The sequence below is a fragment of the Rhizobium tumorigenes genome (genome assembly GCF_003240565.2).
Taxonomy (GTDB): domain Bacteria; phylum Pseudomonadota; class Alphaproteobacteria; order Rhizobiales; family Rhizobiaceae; genus Rhizobium; species Rhizobium tumorigenes.
In genome coordinates, this window is sequence record NZ_CP117258.1 from 105897 (window position 1) to 124057 (window position 18161).

Genomic DNA, 18161 nt, shown 5'->3' on the forward strand with positions numbered 1-18161 from the left:
GGATCAGCCTTCCGCGACCTGTTCCTGCCAAACGGCGGCGATCTTTTCGACGGATACCTTCGACCAATCAGGAATGATCTTGACGCCGGCGTAGTCGGCATCCGGCAGCCATCCGGCCATTGCTTCCTTAGGAAGTTTCAAATCGCCGAGCACCCAGCGGATCGGACGGGCGCCGAACTTGGCAAAGGCGATCTGCGCTTCGTCGGACAGCACGAAATCGAGAAGCAGCTTGCCTGCGTTCATCTTGGCCGTGTTGTAGCGGTTGATCATCAGCGCCGACGGTGCGTAGATCGATACGGATGGGATGACGACTTCGGCCTTGACGCCCTTTGCGCGCACGGTCTCGGCGGCGGCGATGCAGTTGAAATCGTATTTCAGCTGGATCGGCAGTTCGCCGCGTTCCAGCGTCTGTGCGTTCGAAGCGGCAGATGAGAACTGCGGCAGCAACTTCTTGGCGAATTCCACACCCTTTTCGATGTCGACTTCGCTGCCGCCGTTGGCATACGCCCATGCGATGAACATGGCGACATCGGTGCCGCTGGAGCCGCCGGCGTTGATCGCATTGATCTTGCCTTTGTATTCAGGCTTCAGCAGATCATCCCAGGTCTTCGGCACGTTCTTGATGACGTCGGTGTTGACGACCATGGCCGGCACGCCCGTGTAGGTCGCGACCCATCCGCCATTGGCGCCCTTAAGGCCGACCGGGAGCTTGGCTGCGCGCGGCGGCATATAGTCGGGCACCACCTTGCGGGCTTCGGCAACCGGTCCGAAGAGAATGCCGATATCGGCGGAGATCGCGACTGGATTGTTCTTTTCAGCGTCGAACTTGGTGATCTCCTCGAGCGAGCTCATGTCGGTATCCACATGAGTCAGCGAGAAGCCGTTGGCTTCGGCCATCTTCTTCAGGACTTCGCCGTAGTTCGCCCAGTTGTCGGGCATGCCATAGCTGTCGAACTGAGCGGCTTCGATCTTTGCCTTGGCGAGATCGACCGGAGCGGACCAGTCGGCATCGGCGGCCGCGCGTGCAGCGTTTGCGCCGAACAGCGGTAGGCCGAAGCTTGCGCCGGCGGCAAGGACCGTCGCGCCGGTCAGGAAGTCGCGGCGGTGCAGTGCCGGCGTCAAAAGGGATTTCAGAAAACGAGTCATGGTCAAGGTTTCTCCTGGGCGTTGAAAAGGCCGCACCCTTGGGTCGGTGTTGGCCCGATGATTAAGGTCTTGCAGGTCAAGTCACGGCCTCAGCCGGATCACTCCGTCATATGGATGTTGTGCTTACCGGCCGCTCGCCGCGGGCAAGTCGCGCTTCGATGTCCGTGATGACCGGCATGAGATCGGCGACGGTATCGATCACGTAGTCGGCACCGTGCGACGTCAGCGTTTGCGTTGCTTTTTCGCGCAGGGCATCGACGTCGGTCTTCGTCATCGCTGCCAGTTCGGCGACCGTGACGCCGGCTTCGTTGCCGCTGAGGGCGACGCCGACCGTCCAGCATCCCGCTGCCACGCCCTCGTCGATACCGACACCGGTATCGTCGATCTTGACGACGGCCGAGGCCGGCCAGACATTGAGGTCGAGGAAGCAGCGATACATATTCATCGGCGTAGGCCGGCCCTCGGGCAGGTCGCCCGCGCAGACGAGATTGTCGGTCTCATAGCCCTGCGCCTTTGCCAGCGGCAAAAGCCGCTCCATGATCGAGCGCGTATAGCCGGTGGTCGAGCCGATCTTCAGGCCCATGTCGCGCAATCGGGCCGCAATCTGTTGAGCGCCCGGAACGAGATCGGCAAATTTGTGGACGACCGCTTCGTTCATCGGCACGAAGACGTCGTAGATGCGGTCGATGTCGGCCTTCGTCGGCTCCGTGCCGTGCTTTTCCGCCCAGACTTGCCGGATGCGCGGCTGATCGAGCATAGCGGCAATATGATCCCACTTCGGCCGGCCCATCGGCTCCCTGGCCTCCGCGACGCTGACCTCGATGTCGAATTTCGCAAAAGCCTCGACGAAGACGCCCATGGGCGCCCGCGATCCGAAGTCGATGACCGTACCGGCCCAATCGAACACTGCAGCCTTGAGGTGGGTCATGCAGGAACTCCCTGCGTTGAATGCGCTCCGTAGAGGTCCGCGATGACCTCCTCGCCAAGCGCGAATGCCGTGGATGCGCCGGTGCCGCCCGTCACAATGACCAGGCGAACGTTCGGTTGAGGAGCGTCGACCAGCACTGTCCTGTCTGCTGCGTGCGCATAGGAGCCGGTCCAGCGCTCGATGACCTTTCGGCCCGGCATGTCGAAGACGCGGTCGAATTCGTCTAGCATCAGGTCATCGAAGCGCGCACTGCTGAAGGGCGCCGGGGCGTTGCCGTAGACATGGGTGTCGCCGACGACGAGGGAGCCGTCAGCCGACTGGACGGCAATGAGGTGGATACCGGCCGCGCGCTTCTCGGCATCTTCGAGATCCAGGCGGGCACCCAGGGCATGGGCTTCGGGCAGGGCGGAGAAGCCTTCGTAGCGCGCGAAGCTGAGATCTGACATGACCGCCGCACCGAGCGTTTCGGGCTTGGCAGGCGCTAGACGAAGCATCTGCAGGGTGCAGACATCGAGCTCGTAGGACGCGATCCGCTCGGGATAGAGCCCGGAGTAATCATCGCCTGGACAGACCACAACGGCATCTGCGCGGACCATGCCGCGACTTGTCTCGACGCCGTGGTCGGTCACCGCCCGGGCCGCCGCTCCCCAAAGGAAATCGACGCCATACGCATTCTCGAGATGGGCTGCGACCTTGGCAACGGCCTCGCGGGATTCGACGCGCAGCTCATGCGGGCTGTGGAGGATTGCCTCGATACCATCCAGACGCAGCGACGGCACCATATCCAACGCCTCGGCTTTGCCGATCAGGCGGCAATCCTTGCCCATGGGCGTTGTCAGAAAAGCCTCGAGTACAGCAGCTGCCTCTGCGCGCCGTGCCGGCATGACAAGGCCCTCATGATGCACCGCGATGCCGGCGTGCACGACGAGATCTTTCCAGATGTCGCGGCTTCGCATCGCCCGCGCCCAGTGAGCGCCGGCCTGCTGCCCGGTAACCGTGACGAAGCCGAAATTGCGAATGGATGCACCCACGGCCGCCGGATTACGTTCTATCACAACAACTTTTCGGCCCTGTGCGGCAGCAGCCAAGGCTGCCCCAAGTCCCACAATTCCAGCGCCGACAACGGCAACGTCATACGAAGAAGGCACACACGGCTCCTTGAAAATCTCATTCGACCCGTCATCGAAAGCGCACCGCCGACGCGGTTGCGCAATGACCGCGCACCGCAACGCGCGCGATCTTGAAAAAAGGCCGCAAGCTGGCTAAATCTGATATTCGCTCGCCAGAAGCGGGGTGGAGCGCTCTTCCGGGCGTCCAACCCCGCTCTGATCTGGCAGTGTACCCACGCTAGCCAGATTATGTGACAGTTTTAATAATGAGCAATATATATAGATATAACCTATAATTATATCACTGCCGTTGGTGCCTATTGAAGCGCGGCGACCACGCAGGCATTCATAGTTCTGGGCGTGCGCGCTCCTGCCCACGGGGTGTTGCGCCGGATGCGACGAAACGATGCTGGGCGGCAATCCTGAGAAAGGCGGCGATTGCCAGGTGATCCGTGCAACTCGGCAGCGCGATGATGTAGTGGCCGATATTGGCCGCGGCGTCGGACAGGAGGGCGATGTCGATATACTCGTCCTGTGACACCTCCCCTTCGATCGCGACGGCGAGACCCATGCCTGCTGCTGCCGCCGCATAGGCGACGTCAAGCGTTGCCACCTCGACCACGGGCTTTAGGATAACGCCATGTTGGGTCGCCAGCGCTTCTACCTTCATTCGGGTACCGGACGCACGGTTCCACAAGATCATGTCCTGCCTGTGCAGATCGGAAACGGCAATCGTGCCGGTTGAGAGCAGCGGATGGCCCTTTTTCCCATAGATGACGATGCCACACCGGCGGAGTTCCAGATTTTCAAAGCGCGGATCGGGGCCTGCTTGCGAGACCGACGCAACGTCCAGCTCGCCTTTGAAGACCGCAGCGGCAAGTTCCAGCGATGGTCCGCCACGCGTACTCAGTCGCATCTTTGGAAAAGCCTGCACGAAGTTGGCCAGTGCCGGCATGATCAGCCTGTGGGCGCTGAAGCCGATCGACAACTGTCCACCGACCAGGCGACCGCTGTCACCAAGGGCCCGATCGACCTCATCGACGCAATTTAGCGCAACTCGGATCTTCGCAAGAAGTGCCTCCCCATCTGCAGTGACCCGTATCGCGTGACCTTCACGGATGAAAATACGTGAGCTGCAGAGATCCTGAAAAGCCTGAACTTGCGTTGAAACTGTGGGCTGACTGACACCCACCGCCGCAGCAGCGCGTGAAAAACTTCCGGTGCGAGCCAACGCATCGACGGCTCGCATCTGAGCCAATGTGACAGACGCCATCTCAAAGAACCCCTCAATATCGGCAAATGCCCGCGGCGTTTCCGGTGCTCTTGGGGCGGGAACCTAAAGGTTATCCATTATGACGATGTCGCTTACGTACCAGCACTTAGATCTTTTCTTCAAGCGACTTATGCAATTTAACACAGTCCAAGGCGACCTCCACCAGTTGCGTTGGCGTCGTTTTTAGTTAAACGCTAAGAATTATTGAATGCTAATATTGTATGCTCCGTTCTCAATTTCGTTTGCGCAAGATGCGCGGTACCGTTCACGAATGGGGTCGAGGCTGGCGTGCAGACGCAACCTCGACCCTGTACCATAAAGCTATGTATCAGGCGGCCACCGACCACTGCTCGGGCTTGTCCCGCACAAACATCCGGTCGAGATTTAAAAAACAAACCATGTCTGCGCCCTGGACGATGATGCCATCGGAATAGGCACCAATATCAGTGGCAGGAGGCACTGGCTGTAGAAGGTCGGCGGGTATCGTGCCGAACACCAGACGTGAAGGTTGCACTCAAGATTGCACAGTCGATCTGCGCTGCCGTTGGGACCCTAAGTATTTTGCATAACGCATGGGAGTTTACGTTGGTCATCGCGAGTGTCGGTGCTTCGTCGGCTCATGCGGAGTTTCAGTCGAGCTTCTGAGTTTGGTTGCTGAGGCGACACCTCGACACCGCGAAATCATCGGGACGAAACAAGGTCTGCGTAGAACCTCGACTGAATGACTGACTAAGCGGCTCTTTGTTGAAGGCCCGGGAGCTATGTCGTTCGTTTTGACAAATCGTTCACGATTAAGCTTCAGAGATTTCCAACACCTTTGCGCTAAGGTTGAACGCGGACTTTTTGCAATTCGGTTAAATCAGAGGACTGAAGATCATGACCGCGCGATCGGTTATCGACCAGCACATAAAGCAAGCCTGCGAGACCAACAAGTTCGAGAATAAACGCCAGGTGTTTCGTTTCGCTCTCCAGATGGCAGCGGCTGTCACCATCGTAGCGGATATATTGAACCTCGCAGCGCACGTCTCGCTGAACGTCTTGGGGCTACTGCCCTATGCATTGGTGCCCGCGGCGGTCGTCGGGCTGGTCATTTCGACCGTGGTCGCTTCCGTCCTGACCTTCTCGGTTATCTATGTCATCGGCTTGGCCATCCATCGCCTGACGATTTCTCGTTCGATGTTCGAGCGACTGAGTAGAACGGACATGCTTTCCGGATTGTTGAACCGGAGGGCGTTTGTCGACGAGGTTTCAAAAGCACCTCAAGACGCCTCGCTGGTCCTATTCGATATAGACCAATTCAAGCTCATCAATGACAGTTACGGACATGATGTTGGCGATCGAGCCATCTGCATGGTGTCAAAGCAACTCGCAACCGCCCTGAGCGATAAGCATATCGTGGCGAGAATCGGTGGAGAAGAGTTCGCGGCTTTGATCGTTGAACTCACCCCAACCGAACGTCTTGCACTCGTCGAACGCTGTCGACAGCTGATCGAGGCGTCAAATGTGGGCGACGACGTTGCGCAATTGCGGGTAACGGTTTCCGCCGGTATCGCGGAACGGGGCTCCCACGAGACGTTTCAATCGCTATTCCTAGCTACCGACCGCGCGCTTTACTTCGCGAAAGTATCGGGCAGGAACAGGGTCATACATTCCAATCAGGTCCAGGAATTGATGGATAAGCCAGGCGAACGTCTCAACGGCAGCTGAAGCAGCTATCGATCGGCTCGGAATGTTGACCCCTTATCGGCGTCCAATATTCACCCCCTGTAGACGATCAGCGCTTGGCCTGCTCGGCGCTGGCCGGGGTTGCAGAGGGTAGGCCAAGTGCGGGTGATGTGTATCTTCGGCTTTAGCTTTGAGAGCGGTTCTTGAAGCGCCAGGACTCGTTTCCGGTTTCCACGATTTCGCAGTGATAGCCGGCTGGCCTATCGATCTGTCGATCGTGGCGATCAAGCCGGACTTTGCCACTTCCCTAATGATGGTGATCGATCTCGGCGCTAAATTCGGTGAGTATATCGGACAGGCGCTGGCGACCGCACTCAAGCCGCTCGAGCCAGACATCGTCGCAGCGGCGACGCTCTCCTGTTGCCATCGACGTCATCCGTGCCCTCGGCATCGACGCCTATGTTATTCTCCAGAAGTCGCCGGAACTCCATCTGGCGAACGCTCCGGAACAGCGGATTTCATCAATCACCTCCAATGGCGAGCAGCATCTTCTCCTCGACCGTGCCGCCGTTTCGCTGTCAAAGGGCAAGCGCGTCGTGGTCGTCAACGACGTAATGGTGTCCGGCTCCAGCATGAAAGGGCTCGCTGGACCTCGTACGCAAGACGGGCGCGGAGGTGGTCGGCATCGGGGTGAGCCTGAAGGAGGCGGCCGACTGCAGGCCGACGACCCCCTTGTCCACAGTCTTCCTAGAAATTGGCGGTCGCTTCTGGTTGCCTCACTTACCGCGCAGCAGTTGCGTAGATCAGCTCCGGGGCTGCAGCAAGGCCAGCACGACCGTTGATGCGGCTAGGATGGCTGTAAGTGTCAAGGGTCCCGTAGCGCCATATGTGTCGACGATATAGCCTCCAACGACCGCGCCAATCGTGATTGCCACCTGGAATGAGGTCACCATCAGGCTGCCCGCTGCCTCCAGCGCGTCGGGCGCGGCGCGGGACAGATTGGTTGGCAGCACCACCGGCGCCATGCCGAAGGCGAAGCCCCACAGCGCGGCGAAGCCGAAGGCAACGCCGATGTGCACGCCCCAAATTACCAAAGCAAGCGCCGCAAACGCCATTAAGCCAGCGGTGACTGCCAGAGCAATGCGGATATTGGCGTCGGCCATGCGACCACCGGCGATGTTGCCGATCACAGCGGCGATGCCAAATCCGAGCAGCGCCAGCGCAATCGGACCGGTTGTTAGAAGCGTAATCTTTTCAAGGAAGGGGCGCACATAGACCGACCCAGCGAAGTGCCCTGTCATGAGCAAGAGGATAGCAAGCATGCCAATCTGAATGCCACGCCGCCGTGTAAGCCGGAAGACGTCGGCAAGGCTGTTGCTTGTACTTGCAGGCAGGGCCGGCAGACTGAGCCACTGCAGCAACATGGCAAGTGCGGCCAGCCCCGCTGTCATGGCCATGGCGGCGCGCCAACCCAACCAGTCGCTGATCAATGCACCCATGGACGGTGCGGCGATGGTGGCGAGTGAGACGCCAAGCGTGACGATAGCCATGCCCCGGCCTGTTGCATCGGCGCCAACAAGTCTTGCTACGACGGCAACTGAAAGCGCCCAGAAAGCGCTCAGCGCGACGCCCAGCCCGGCTCGACCTAACAACAATAGCCAAAAATCGGAGGCAGTCGCCGTAAGAATGTTGGAGCCGACCGCTAAGGCGCTCAGACTGACCAGGACAGTCTTGCGGTTCAGTCGGCCAATCAGAACATTGCTCAATATAGCCGTCACGGCGCCGACAGAGGCGGTGGCAGTAACGACCTGTCCGGCCATTCCCTCGGTGACACCAAGATCGCGCGCCATTGGTGTCAGCATGCCTGCCGGCATGAACTCCGCAGATACCAGAGCAAAGCTGGCGGCCGCCATCGAAAGGACCGCGAACCAGGTGGCCGAGCTCCACGTGGCTGGCGGAGCGGTATCGGAGTCTTTTATTGTGCTTTCAAGCTGGAATGTTGTGTCCGTCATCGAGATGTCTCCAAGAGTTGGAGATCTTAATAAACGAGTCTTCTCGGATGCGATGTGCCTCAAAATCCGAAATCCATGTCTGTTCGTCCGGAAATTGTGCGGCGCACAACGCCCGGCGAGACCTTGGTGATACGCTTGAATGCACGCGCGAAGGACGCCTCAGACTCGTAGCCCAACCTCGTGGCGACGTCGGCAACCGAAATGCCGGTTTGGCCCAACAACTCCCGGGCAAGCTGCATACGCAGACGGGCGAGATAGTGTGCCGCGCCTTCGCCCAAAACAGCGCTGAATCGCTCCGCGAAAATCGAACGCGATTGACCTGCCACGACAGCAAGCCTTTCCAGGGTCCAGTTGTGGCCGGGATCTCTGTGCATGGCTGCCAGGGCGCGGCCGATATTGGGGTCGCGGATGGCCGCGAGCCAACCGATTGTCGAGGCGCGGTTGCAATTGACCCAGCAGCGGATCAGCCGCGCTGTCAGCAGGTCCGCCATTCGTGACAAGATAGTGGCGCTACCCATCTGTGGATGTGTTGCCTCTTCCGTCATCGCCGCCAGTAGAGGGCCAACGATCGGGTCATTGCCGGCCACGTCACAGCCCTTGATAATGGGCGGCATCAAAGTAATCAGGGGATCTAGAGCACAAGCGCCCAAGGCCATCGAGCCACAGAAAAGGGTGCTTGTTTCGCCTGTACCTTCTCGCACCACTTCGCAAACGTTGCTCCCCAACATGGTGACCTGACATCCGTTGAGAGAGTCATCGACAACGTCTGGCGCACTGGCAAGTCGATGGGCGATGCCCTGCGGTAGCAGCACCAGATCGCCATCGCGCAATTCCTGCCAGCCTTGGGCTGCCGTATGGATCCAGCAAGGACCTTGGCTGACAAAGTGAAAACGAAGCAGTTGTTTTTGTGGAAAGGCGATGCTCCATGGGTGCCGGAGCTCGCAGCGGCTATAGCTAACCCCACTCAATCGGAAGTCTTGCAGGACTTCGCTTAGTGCATCCACTGGAATGTGTGGCGAAGACGGTTGGGACGAACGGTTAGGCATTTGTGCTTTATAGAAGCCAAACGTCCGGAAGGCAACCGGCGAAAGAGGTCCGTCGACTCCCCATTCCAATCTCTTTCAGCGCCAAGGTAGGGCTGAACGCACGGCTTCTGAGAACACAGTGTGCCATGCCTCAAGTCCCAAACCGCTTTCGTTTAAGCAAATCTTTGTAAGATGAAAGCTAACTGCCGCACGTTGCACTTTATCCCATTAATGCGCTGGCGCTCGAACCGCCGTTAAGGTTTCGCGACGCTTCCGGTCAGCACGAGCAGCTCGTGTGTCCTCGGACCGAACTCCTGTTAGGTGCTACGCTTCCCAGGCCAGGCCGTGAGTGCGAGATCGATCAGCCGCTTCAGCCGCGCATTGCAGGCACCATCGCAGGCCTGTGCGGACATGCCTTGGATAATCGCACCATAGAAGCGCGCGAGCGTATCGGTATCGGTTTGCGCCGGCAATTCGCCTTCCTCGACGGCACGGTCAAAGCGGGCTTTGAGGCTCTGCATCGACGTCTCGCGCAATGCCGCCGTCATCCGCGCGACGGAGGCATTCTCTTCCGCATGCTGCAGGACGGCCGTCGAGACCATGCAACCTCGCGGTTTGTCCGGCTGGGTGTCACCGTCCGCGATATCATAAAGGAAGAGAGTCAGGGCTTCGTGGACGGGGAGCTTGGATGCTAAGATTTCCAACCGTCGGCTGGTTTCTCGGGCAATGCTGAAGTCGAGCGCCTGACGGTACAATTCCTCTTTTGAGCCGAACATTGAATAGAGGGTTGGCGGATTGATCCGCATAGCCTTCGTGAGGTCGGCGGTGGAGGTTCCTTCGTAGCCGCGCTCCCAAAACAAGCGTGCCGCGATGTCGAGCCCGACGTCGCGATCGAGGACGCGTGGTCTGCCTCGTTTACGGACTGGATTCGTCATTAAAATAGCGGTCCCTATTAAATTGTTGACAGGCGGCTTTCCACTCTTATTGTAGAGATCACTATTTAATTTAGCAACGGAGTGTTTCATGTCCCAAAGACTAGCAGACAAGATAGCCCTCATCACCGGAAGTTCGCGTGGCATCGGCCGCGCGGTTGCTCTTGCGTTTGCGAAGGAGGGCGCGGCGCTAATTGGCGTGCACTATACCGCCAACGCGGATGCGGCCACAGCCACCTTGAAGGACATCGAGGCGCTTGGCATCAAGGCCGTCGCTGTAAAGGCCGATCTTAGACAGGGCAAGGACGCGGCCGACAGCCTCTGGGCGCAGTTCAGCGAAGCCGCGCGTGCTGAGACGGGTTCCTCCGCTCTCGACATTTTGGTGAACAATGCCGGCATCGCGCCCGCAATGCCGTTGAAGCAGACGAGCGAGGCTGACTTCGACGAGGTGATGACGATCAACTACAAGGCGCCGTTCTTCCTGATACAGGCTGTGGCGGACCACATCAGTGACAACGGCCGCATCATCAATGTCTCTACCGGGTTTACGCGGATCGCCGCGCCGACCCATCCCGCCTATGCGGCGTCCAAGGGCGCGCTGGAGACATTGACACTGGCGCTGGCACCAGAATTTGCCGCTCGCGGGATTACGGTCAATGCCGTGCTGCCGGGTGTGACGGAGACGGATATGAACGCCGAGTGGCTGGCATCGCCGGACGCTCGCGCCGGCGCCGAAGCGCTCTCGGTCTTCTCACGTGTCGGACAGGCGGAGGACGTCGCCGACGTCATCGCCTTCCTTGCATCGAACGATGCGCGCTGGATGACGGGCCAGATGATTGATGCGACGGGTGGCGCTCGGATCTGATCGATCCCGACGCCCGCTGTGTTGCAGCCATTCACCGGCGGCAGAAGATGAAGATTTGACGGGGAGGGGGTTGAGATCCAGTTCCCGTCAGTCCACCAGACTGTCAAAGTGAACACGGCAGGTCGGAGGACGGAGTGGGAGCGTCACCCCGATGGGCTTCCTTGTCAGTCAGTTCCTCTTCTGCAACAGTAGAAAACTCGCTCTCAGCGTCGCGCCAATGTTTGTCATGTTGGCCGTCTGGTCGGCCTTCCGCTTCCATTTTTGCGATACGCATTCTTGCGAAGCAATTCGTCGCGATCGGTATCCAAAATATGCTCCTACAGGAATTGGCCGCATCTTTCCACTCCGGAGAAATGCCGATCTGGTCAAGACGTTTCAGACGAACCGTTTGGAATTCTCGACAACCACTTATTCACTAGCTTCGGCAAAGAGGACGGAGGCCTCATGCTTCCATGGGCCGCCAAGATACTGCCATACGTCTAGTCCTGTGATCTTGATCGAATGGGGGTGAAAGGACTCCCCCAGCTCCTTGCAGAGAGCGTCGGCGGACGCCCGTGTAGCTTTGTTCTGAATGGTGATGTGCGGTTGCCATTTCTGCATGTCCTGCGAATTCAGCCATGGCGCGAAGGCCGATTTCAGACTGCTGCGTGTCGATTGGAGTTCCCGACTATCGATCGCGAAGGCCACACCCGCGCCCAGATGACGAAGGCCAGTGACGTCGGCGGAAATGGCGGAGGCATCTCGTAACGCACGGCCGAGGTGTAGTAGTACTTCCTCGAGATGCTCTCCCGGCAGATGGTGGAACATCGTTAGATGAGCGCGAAGAAAATTGCGATCCGAAGGGAAATGCCGTCTTCGCAGAACGTCGAATGGCTCGAGATCTTCGTCGGCTATCCGCGCGGTCAGGATGAGTGGTTTTCGTGTTTTCAAATCGATGCTTCCCGGCAGAAACGAAGATTGTTACCTAGCCTAGCCGCCCCCAGCGTGGCCGTTGTCGATAATGCAACACTGACCCCGCGTGGTTGGCCTTACGGGCATTTGCCGCTGGATGTAGTGCCATTCCCCTCGTCGTCAATGTGTCCAGCAAAGGCTGGCGGTTCTCAAACCGATAATCGTGTGGCGTTGGGCTTCCTTTGCCGAACTGAATCCGGGATCCAAACCCTTCTTCTGTCGCCTTGCCGAGGTCGCCAGATGGGCTGGCGCGGCTACCTTATTTGATGGTAGTGGCGCACGCAGCCGATAGTGTTGCGTGATCTGATGGTGACCGACGGCTCTTTGGGAGGAATTCGTATGAAGCCTGCAGCAACCGCCGGGAATCTCGGCAATGCCGTGATGCTCGGCGTGGTCCTGATGCTTTTCGGCGACCTTCTCTTTGCCGTAAACGACGCCGTCGGAAAGTGGCTTCTTGCGAGCTTTGCTTTGGGCCAGGTACTCGTGATGAGGTCGCTGGGCTCATTCATCGTCCTGATACCGATGATAGCACGGCAGGGGCCGAGCGCGTTGCTGGATGTTCGACAACCAGGCCTGCTCCTCGGCCGAGCCGTCATGGCCACTGCGGATGTCTCCCTGTTCTACGCGGCGGTGGCCTATCTGCCACTTGCCGACGTGATCACCTTCTATATGGCGGCACCGATCTATGTCGCTGCTCTGTCGCATTTCCTTCTCGGCGAGAGGATCGGATGGAGGCGTTGGCTTGCTGTCGGGGTCGGGTTTGCCGGTGTGGTGATCGCTCTGAGGCCGTCGACCGCGATGTTGTCCCTGCCTTCTTTATTTGCCGTCGCCGGGAGCGTCGGTTTCGCTCTGACGATTATATCGAGCCGCTATCTTCGATCGACACGCGACACCGTTCTTGTCACCTCGCAAACGCTGGTGGTCATGGTCGTGGGCATAATCCTGTCGGTCAGCGACTGGCGGGAGGCGGGGCTTGATATTTGGATCGCAATGCTTTTCCTCGGTATTGTCGGTACGTGCGCCCATCTTCTGCTGACGCGTGCACTGAAGCTCGCGCCGGCCTCGCTGCTCGCCCCGCTGCAATATACACTCTTGCTGTGGGCGGTCGTGTTCGGGTTTGTGTTCTTCGGCGACGTTCCTGACGCCCAACTTCTCGCTGGCGCGGCGATCATCGTCTTTGCCGGCCTGTTTATCTTCCACCGAAAAAACCTCAAAGGCGAGGACATTCGGCAAGCCATTCCTTTGGACGGACGCTGAGGCAACGCGGTCCGCCAGGAACTTCAGATGCAGATGGACAAGCTCCAGCTTGAAACATGGATGGCCTCTGTTCCTATTGTTCATGGGGCGCTCGCCGGACGCCGAAGCCTCCACCTCAAAGACTGAACGTCTTACCACCGACTGACATCCGCATCCGGCACCCAAATGCGGCCATCTCCGGACTGCTTCTGGCTCGCGAGGTTTTCTTCGGCAATGTTTGGGAACATATCAATCAGGTGCTCGGTCTCTGCCACCGAAGCAACCTTTCCCCTGTCAAAGCTTCTGGCGTCACCACAACGGTCTCGTCACAGCGCCGGCGGTCACGGAGAAATGACCGTTCTCCCCAACGGGCATAAGTCACATGATCGGTCTCCTCGCGCACAGGCGCGCTTTCCAGATCCGTTCGCCTCGATGCGCCGGCGCAGCGTGTCCACGATGTTGATGACATGGCTTGCCGGCTGAATTGGGGGAGAGGCTGCCGGCTTGCCCTTCTTCACAAGCTTCAATGCCGCCCTTTTATCGGCAATCATGGCGAGCAGGCCCTCCTGGGCCGGATCCTCGACCATCGCCGGCGACCAGTCCTTTTTCCGTTGTGTGATGAGCCGCTGCACGAGCGGCATCATTTCCGGCTCGGCCTCGCCATCAATGCTTTCGCAGTAGTTGTCCTCAGGCCGGACCTTATCGCCATATCGCTAGGTCAAGAGCACGGTGCCGTCGCACGTGGTGCAAGGATGATCAATACCACCTCCCGTGGACCGCCTGAATGGCATCGACCGACCAGGAATTCGAGCCGCTCTACATCGATATGCAGACGTCGGCGCACATGGAAGCCGTTACGCTGTTTGCCACCTATGCCAAGGGTGGGGACGATGCGGCAGTGAAAGCTTTCGCCAAGAAGACGCTACCGAAGCTCGAGATGCACAAGATGCATGTTCTCGGGCTCGTCGCGGCACACTGATCCGACGCGACCGGCCGGGCATATCCTCTGGTCTGCCCGGCCATCTCCCTTGGTACTCAAAGGAGATGGCCGGTGGCGGACGACATGTGCTCGTGGGCAGCGGTCGACGACGACAAGGTCGAGGCAGCCACGTTGCACAACGACGACATGCGAAATAATCGTTGACGGAGACGCTGTTTCCGCTTCCAGTGCTGTTTCGACGTAGCGCTCTCCTTGCTATTGAAGCTGATAGGCCGTGTGGTGTGGGCCAAGCAGGGATCAGCGCACGGCTGTCCCAGAATGCCGTAAAATTCCAGTGAACGTCATCCGCTTGTCTGCCGTTGGGTCTCACCCTATGGTCCAACAATGATAACCGATCCGCTACACGATCCCTTCTGGCACGCACTGGAGCGATTTGCAGAAGGCTATGCGCAAGGCCTGTTCGAGGGTCGAAAATGGGGGGTAACCGTCAACCGCTCCGCCGATCGCAAACGCGTCTGGTTCTATGCCGAGGACCTGGCCGGATCCGACATCGTCAGCTTCAATCTCTATCGTCTGAATGACGCAAGACTGGCACTGAAGCCGTGCGAGATGTCTTCGCAGAAGGTCGTCGCTTTCGTGCTGGGATTTGTCACGGGACCGTCGGCATCGACGGCTGCACTCTAGGGGCGGCTCGAGCCCTATAACTGCCCTTCGACCGAAAGCGACCTGTTCAGTTGCCGGTTGCGACCCACTAGTCGGCATAGGGTGTGTTCTTGGCGAGCTTGCGATTATAATCCGGTGCGTTACCCTCCCACCAGACAGGCCCTCGCTCCCCAAAGGCAGTTTTGGCCTCATCGACCAGGCTGCGCGCGGCGACCGTCGCCCCCTTTTCCCCTTTGCATCCCGAACGGCCCGACTTGCCGCCATCAGTTCGACGCGTCTCGTCTCCTCCAGACCGGGATTGCTTTTGCGCCAGAGCCTGCCCAGCACCACGAAATGGTGCTTACCTTTTCTATTTTCTGCGGGTGGGTAGTTCGTATCTCTTCAAGCGCGAAAAGGTATTTTCGGCCCACGAATGACGTCATGTATCGATAAGACAAACTCAGTGGGTTGATTCTACGATGCGTGAACGAATGTGATTTGCCCTATTTAAAAGCGCTATCGCGATAACGCGACAGCGCTTTCGTAGCAAATTAGCACCTCTATTGGGCGACCTTGCCGCAAGTCGTTAGGGCATTATCAGGGGTGCAGGTCTCCATTCCCGTCTGAATGTAGGGATCAATCTTTTTGCCCTTGCTCAGGGCATCCAGGGACATGATGGTCTGGTATCCCATGTCATACGGACGCTGGCCAATGTTGTAGTGGCTTAGTCCGGCGGCGAGCAGCGGGAGTTGGGGGCCGAAATTGTCGCCGAAGACGACTACAAGATCTTTCTTGTCCAGACGTGCCTTCAATGGCTCCATCGCCTGCTTATAGGCCTGCGGTGCATACTGTGCCCAGCCGCCAACGGCGACGAAAGCACTCAAATCGGGATCGTTGGTCATGATGTCGCGCACCTGTTGGGCAGCGAGCGCGATGTCGTCATTGTTGTAAACCGGGCAACCGGTGGCTTCGGTCCAGCCATTTTGGCCCGAAAGCTTGTCGACCGGCTTGTCCTTGGCGGCGCCAGCCAAGGTGTCGCGAATGCCCTGGATGCGAGCCTTGAGGTTTTCCGAGGCCGGAGCTCCGGACTGGATACAGACCGTGCCGCCGCTTCTCTTGTTCTCTAGCACTTTCTTCGCCAGTTCGATGCCAAACTGGTAGTTGTCGGTGCCGATATAGGTGGCGCGCAATTTGGCGTCTTCCGGCAGGACGTCGGTATCGAAGGTAACGACGGGAATGCCCTTGTCATTGGCCATTTTCAGGATACGTGCCATTGCCTTCGGGTTGCCGGCCGAAATGCCGAGACCATCGACGCCGCGCGTGATCATGTCCTGCGCCAGCTGCACTTCCTTGGCTTCGTCGTATTCGGTCGGTCCGATATAGGTGCACTTGACGTCGCCGAGCTTCTTGGCCGCGGCCTGGCAGCCGGCATCAATCGGCGGGCTGAAGGCGTTGTTTAGGACCTTGAAGACCAGCGCGAATTCCCGTTCCGCAGCGCTTGCCCCTGTTGCTCCCAGGCAAGCAGCCACGCATGTAAGCAAAGCCGTGTATTTCAGAGTGTGAGACAGCGACATTGTTTTCTCCTCCTCAATTCGCTGTTGACGTCCGCCCTAGCGACGCAGGGAGCGGATTCTTTCCAGGAGCACGGCCGCCAGGATAAAGCCCCCGACGAATGTGCCCTGCCAGAATGGATTGACGCCTGCGATCAGCAGCGCGTTGCGGATCACCTCGACAAGAATTGCGCCGATGCCGGCACCGATGGCCGTGCCGAAACCGCCGGTGAGCGAGGCGCCGCCGATGACCGTTGAGGCAATGACCTGCAGCTCATAACCGGTGCCAATAGCATTGGTGACCGCGCCCAGCCATCCGACTAGAAATATGCCGCTCACGGCCGCCATTAGGCCGCTGAACGCATAGGCCGATACCTTGATGAAATTGACGGGGATGCCGGCAAGTCGCGCAGCACTTTCGTTGCCCCCGATCGCGAAAATATAGCGGCCCCACCGCGTCATCTTCAGCAGGAAATGCAGGATGACCATGCCAACGATTAACGCGTAGACTACATTTGGAAGCCCAAAGGTATAGCCGCCGCCCAGCGCAATGATGGCGTCCGTGGCATCGCCGAATTCATAGAAAACCTGGTTGTTGGTGACGACCAGCGCTATGCTTCGGCCAATCGACAAAGTCGCCAGGGTGACGATGAACGGCGGCAGCTTGACGTAGGTGATGATCGAGCCATTAACCGCCCCGCACAAGGCGCCGAGCGCCAGCGTGCCGGCGATGCCGACGCTGAGCGGCATGCCTGCATTGAGGAGGATGCCCAAGGTCACCGAGCACAGCCCGAGGATCGAGCCGACGGAAATGTCGATCCCGCCGCTGATCAGCACGGGCGTCATGCCGAGGGCCATGATGCCGATGAAACAGGCATTCTGCAGGACGTTCAACAGGTTTCCTGTTGTCGCAAATTTCGCGGATATCAGCGACACCGCGAGGCCGAGGACGAAGATTGCCAGCGCGATCCACATCTCCTGGGTCAGCATCATCCGGTGCAGGAGCGAGCGATCATTTTCCTTGAGAAGATCGATATTCATGTCGGGGACTGGGGATTGTGCCATTCGAGTGTTCCGATCTGCTGCTATGCCGTGTGGATTGCGCCGGTAATCAGGCCGGTGATTTCTTCCGGACTGGTCTGGCTGATCGCCTTGTCAGCAACCTTTCGGCCGCGTCGCATGACAACGATGCGGTCGCAGACCTCGAACACATCAGGCATTCGGTGACTGATGAGAATGACGGAAAGTCCCTGGTCCTTCATGCGGCGGATCAGCGCCAGCACTTCTGCGACCTGGCGAACACTGATGGCGGCGGTCGGCTCGTCCATGAGGACGATCTTAGATTTGGCGAGCCGCGTCCGGGCGATGGCAACGGCCTGGCGCTGCCCGCCGGACATCCGGTCGACAAGATCGGCGGGGCGGGTCTCGGATTTGAGCTCCTGGAACAGCTCGTTTGCGCGCTTGTTCATCGCGCGATGGTCGAGAATTTTGAATGGACCAACCCGGCGCATAACTTCGCGGCCGAGGAATACATTGGCCGAGGCTGTCAGGTTGTTGCATAGCGCCAGGTCTTGGTAGACCACTTCGATGCCATGGCGTCGGGCATCGGCTGGCCCCGAGAAGTGGACATGCGCGCCTTCAAGGGTGTACTTGCCTGACGTAGGCTGAAAATTTCCGGCGATGGTCTTGACAAGCGTAGATTTTCCCGCGCCGTTATCGCCCATCAGGCCAAGCACTTCGCCATGGTTGATATCGATAGATACTCCATCCAGCGCTCTGATCGCGCCGAACTGCATGACAATATTCTCAAGTACCGCGAGCTGCGTCATCCAACCTCCTCCCCAAGTTTGGATCTATTTCATAGAAAGGAACAGCAGTCCCGATCTG

At 58.8% G+C, this 18161-nt stretch carries 19 protein-coding genes; 6 read left to right on the forward strand and 13 right to left on the reverse strand.

What is annotated here, in order from left to right; all coding sequences use genetic code 11:
* Positions 1 to 3 precede the first annotated feature (3 nt).
* The 5 genes from PR017_RS24095 to PR017_RS24115 all read right to left on the reverse strand — a co-directional run bounded on the left by PR017_RS24095 (position 4) and on the right by PR017_RS24115 (position 4970).
* Entirely contained in the window at positions 4 to 1146 is a 1143-nt protein-coding gene (locus PR017_RS24095) for an extracellular solute-binding protein (RefSeq protein ID WP_111218016.1), read from the reverse strand.
* A 106-nt stretch (positions 1147 to 1252) separates the two neighbouring features.
* Positions 1253 to 2074, reverse strand: coding sequence for a phosphonoacetaldehyde hydrolase (gene phnX / locus PR017_RS24100; RefSeq protein WP_111218014.1), 822 nt, complete (start codon positions 2072 to 2074; stop codon positions 1253 to 1255).
* On the reverse strand, positions 2071 to 3222 hold the full coding sequence (locus PR017_RS24105) for a TIGR03364 family FAD-dependent oxidoreductase (protein WP_111218012.1): 1152 nt from the start codon (positions 3220 to 3222) through the stop codon (positions 2071 to 2073). Before PR017_RS24105 ends, phnX begins: the two co-directional genes overlap by 4 nt.
* Positions 3223 to 3529: 307 nt before the next feature.
* Entirely contained in the window at positions 3530 to 4456 is a 927-nt protein-coding gene (locus PR017_RS24110; RefSeq protein ID WP_111218010.1) for a LysR family transcriptional regulator, read from the reverse strand.
* Positions 4457 to 4784: 328 nt separating this feature from the next.
* Positions 4785 to 4970, reverse strand: a complete 186-nt coding sequence (locus PR017_RS24115) for a hypothetical protein (protein ID WP_206423127.1) — start codon at positions 4968 to 4970, stop codon at positions 4785 to 4787.
* 362 nt (positions 4971 to 5332) lie between these two features.
* Between PR017_RS24115 and PR017_RS24120 the strand changes: the two genes are divergently transcribed.
* Together PR017_RS24120 and PR017_RS24125 are read left to right on the forward strand one after the other, a co-directional pair.
* On the forward strand, positions 5333 to 6163 hold the full coding sequence (locus tag PR017_RS24120; RefSeq protein WP_111218008.1) for a GGDEF domain-containing protein: 831 nt from the start codon (positions 5333 to 5335) through the stop codon (positions 6161 to 6163).
* A gap of 299 nt (positions 6164 to 6462) precedes the next feature.
* Positions 6463 to 6963, forward strand: a complete 501-nt coding sequence (locus PR017_RS24125) for a type I phosphoribosyltransferase (RefSeq protein ID WP_240538897.1) — start codon at positions 6463 to 6465, stop codon at positions 6961 to 6963.
* Here the strand turns inward: PR017_RS24125 and PR017_RS24130 are convergent.
* From PR017_RS24130 to PR017_RS24140, 3 genes are all read right to left on the reverse strand, one after another.
* A complete protein-coding gene (locus PR017_RS24130; protein ID WP_111218006.1) occupies positions 6925 to 8133 on the reverse strand; it encodes an MFS transporter in 1209 nt (402 codons plus the stop codon). The genes PR017_RS24125 and PR017_RS24130 overlap by 39 nt on opposite strands.
* A gap of 59 nt (positions 8134 to 8192) precedes the next feature.
* Entirely contained in the window at positions 8193 to 9179 is a 987-nt protein-coding gene (locus PR017_RS24135; protein WP_111218026.1) for an AraC family transcriptional regulator, read from the reverse strand.
* A 296-nt stretch (positions 9180 to 9475) separates the two neighbouring features.
* Positions 9476 to 10093, reverse strand: coding sequence for a TetR/AcrR family transcriptional regulator (locus PR017_RS24140; protein WP_111218004.1), 618 nt, complete (start codon positions 10091 to 10093; stop codon positions 9476 to 9478).
* An 88-nt stretch (positions 10094 to 10181) separates the two neighbouring features.
* On the opposite strand from PR017_RS24140, the gene PR017_RS24145 reads away from it, so the two are divergent.
* Complete coding sequence (locus tag PR017_RS24145; protein ID WP_111218002.1) at positions 10182 to 10955, forward strand: SDR family oxidoreductase; 774 nt, start codon at positions 10182 to 10184, stop codon at positions 10953 to 10955.
* 408 nt (positions 10956 to 11363) lie between these two features.
* On the opposite strand, the gene PR017_RS24155 is transcribed toward PR017_RS24145, so the two are convergent.
* Positions 11364 to 11885 (reverse strand): 2'-5' RNA ligase family protein, encoded by a 522-nt coding sequence (locus PR017_RS24155; RefSeq protein ID WP_111218000.1) that lies wholly within the window; start codon positions 11883 to 11885, stop codon positions 11364 to 11366.
* 360 nt (positions 11886 to 12245) lie between these two features.
* Here PR017_RS24155 and PR017_RS24160 point away from each other — a divergent pair, with 360 nt between their 5' ends.
* Positions 12246 to 13163 carry a DMT family transporter gene (locus tag PR017_RS24160; protein WP_111219115.1) on the forward strand — a complete coding sequence of 306 codons (918 nt, stop codon included), beginning with the start codon at positions 12246 to 12248 and terminating at the stop codon, positions 13161 to 13163.
* Positions 13164 to 13483: 320 nt separating this feature from the next.
* On the opposite strand, the gene PR017_RS24165 is transcribed toward PR017_RS24160, so the two are convergent.
* The gene (locus PR017_RS24165) at positions 13484 to 13786 is read right to left on the reverse strand and encodes a Ku family protein (protein ID WP_133255674.1); all 303 of its coding nucleotides are present in this window, start codon (positions 13784 to 13786) and stop codon (positions 13484 to 13486) included.
* A 140-nt stretch (positions 13787 to 13926) separates the two neighbouring features.
* Here PR017_RS24165 and PR017_RS24170 point away from each other — a divergent pair, with 140 nt between their 5' ends.
* Positions 13927 to 14121 carry a DUF4142 domain-containing protein gene (locus tag PR017_RS24170; RefSeq protein ID WP_111223041.1) on the forward strand — a complete coding sequence of 65 codons (195 nt, stop codon included), beginning with the start codon at positions 13927 to 13929 and terminating at the stop codon, positions 14119 to 14121.
* 345 nt (positions 14122 to 14466) lie between these two features.
* Positions 14467 to 14766 (forward strand): hypothetical protein, encoded by a 300-nt coding sequence (locus PR017_RS24175; protein ID WP_111223042.1) that lies wholly within the window; start codon positions 14467 to 14469, stop codon positions 14764 to 14766.
* Positions 14767 to 15284: 518 nt separating this feature from the next.
* Here the strand turns inward: PR017_RS24175 and PR017_RS24185 are convergent.
* Genes PR017_RS24185 through PR017_RS24195 form a run of 3 tightly spaced genes read right to left on the reverse strand, consistent with a single transcriptional unit; the run spans position 15285 to position 18103 of the window.
* Positions 15285 to 16298, reverse strand: coding sequence for a sugar-binding protein (locus tag PR017_RS24185; protein WP_111223043.1), 1014 nt, complete (start codon positions 16296 to 16298; stop codon positions 15285 to 15287).
* 36 nt (positions 16299 to 16334) lie between these two features.
* Positions 16335 to 17315 (reverse strand): ABC transporter permease, encoded by a 981-nt coding sequence (locus PR017_RS24190; RefSeq protein ID WP_161959401.1) that lies wholly within the window; start codon positions 17313 to 17315, stop codon positions 16335 to 16337.
* Between the two features lie 44 nt (positions 17316 to 17359).
* Positions 17360 to 18103: an ATP-binding cassette domain-containing protein gene (locus PR017_RS24195; protein ID WP_111223045.1), complete on the reverse strand. Its 744-nt coding sequence runs from the start codon at positions 18101 to 18103 to the stop codon at positions 17360 to 17362.
* Between the last annotated feature and the right edge of the window lie 58 nt (positions 18104 to 18161).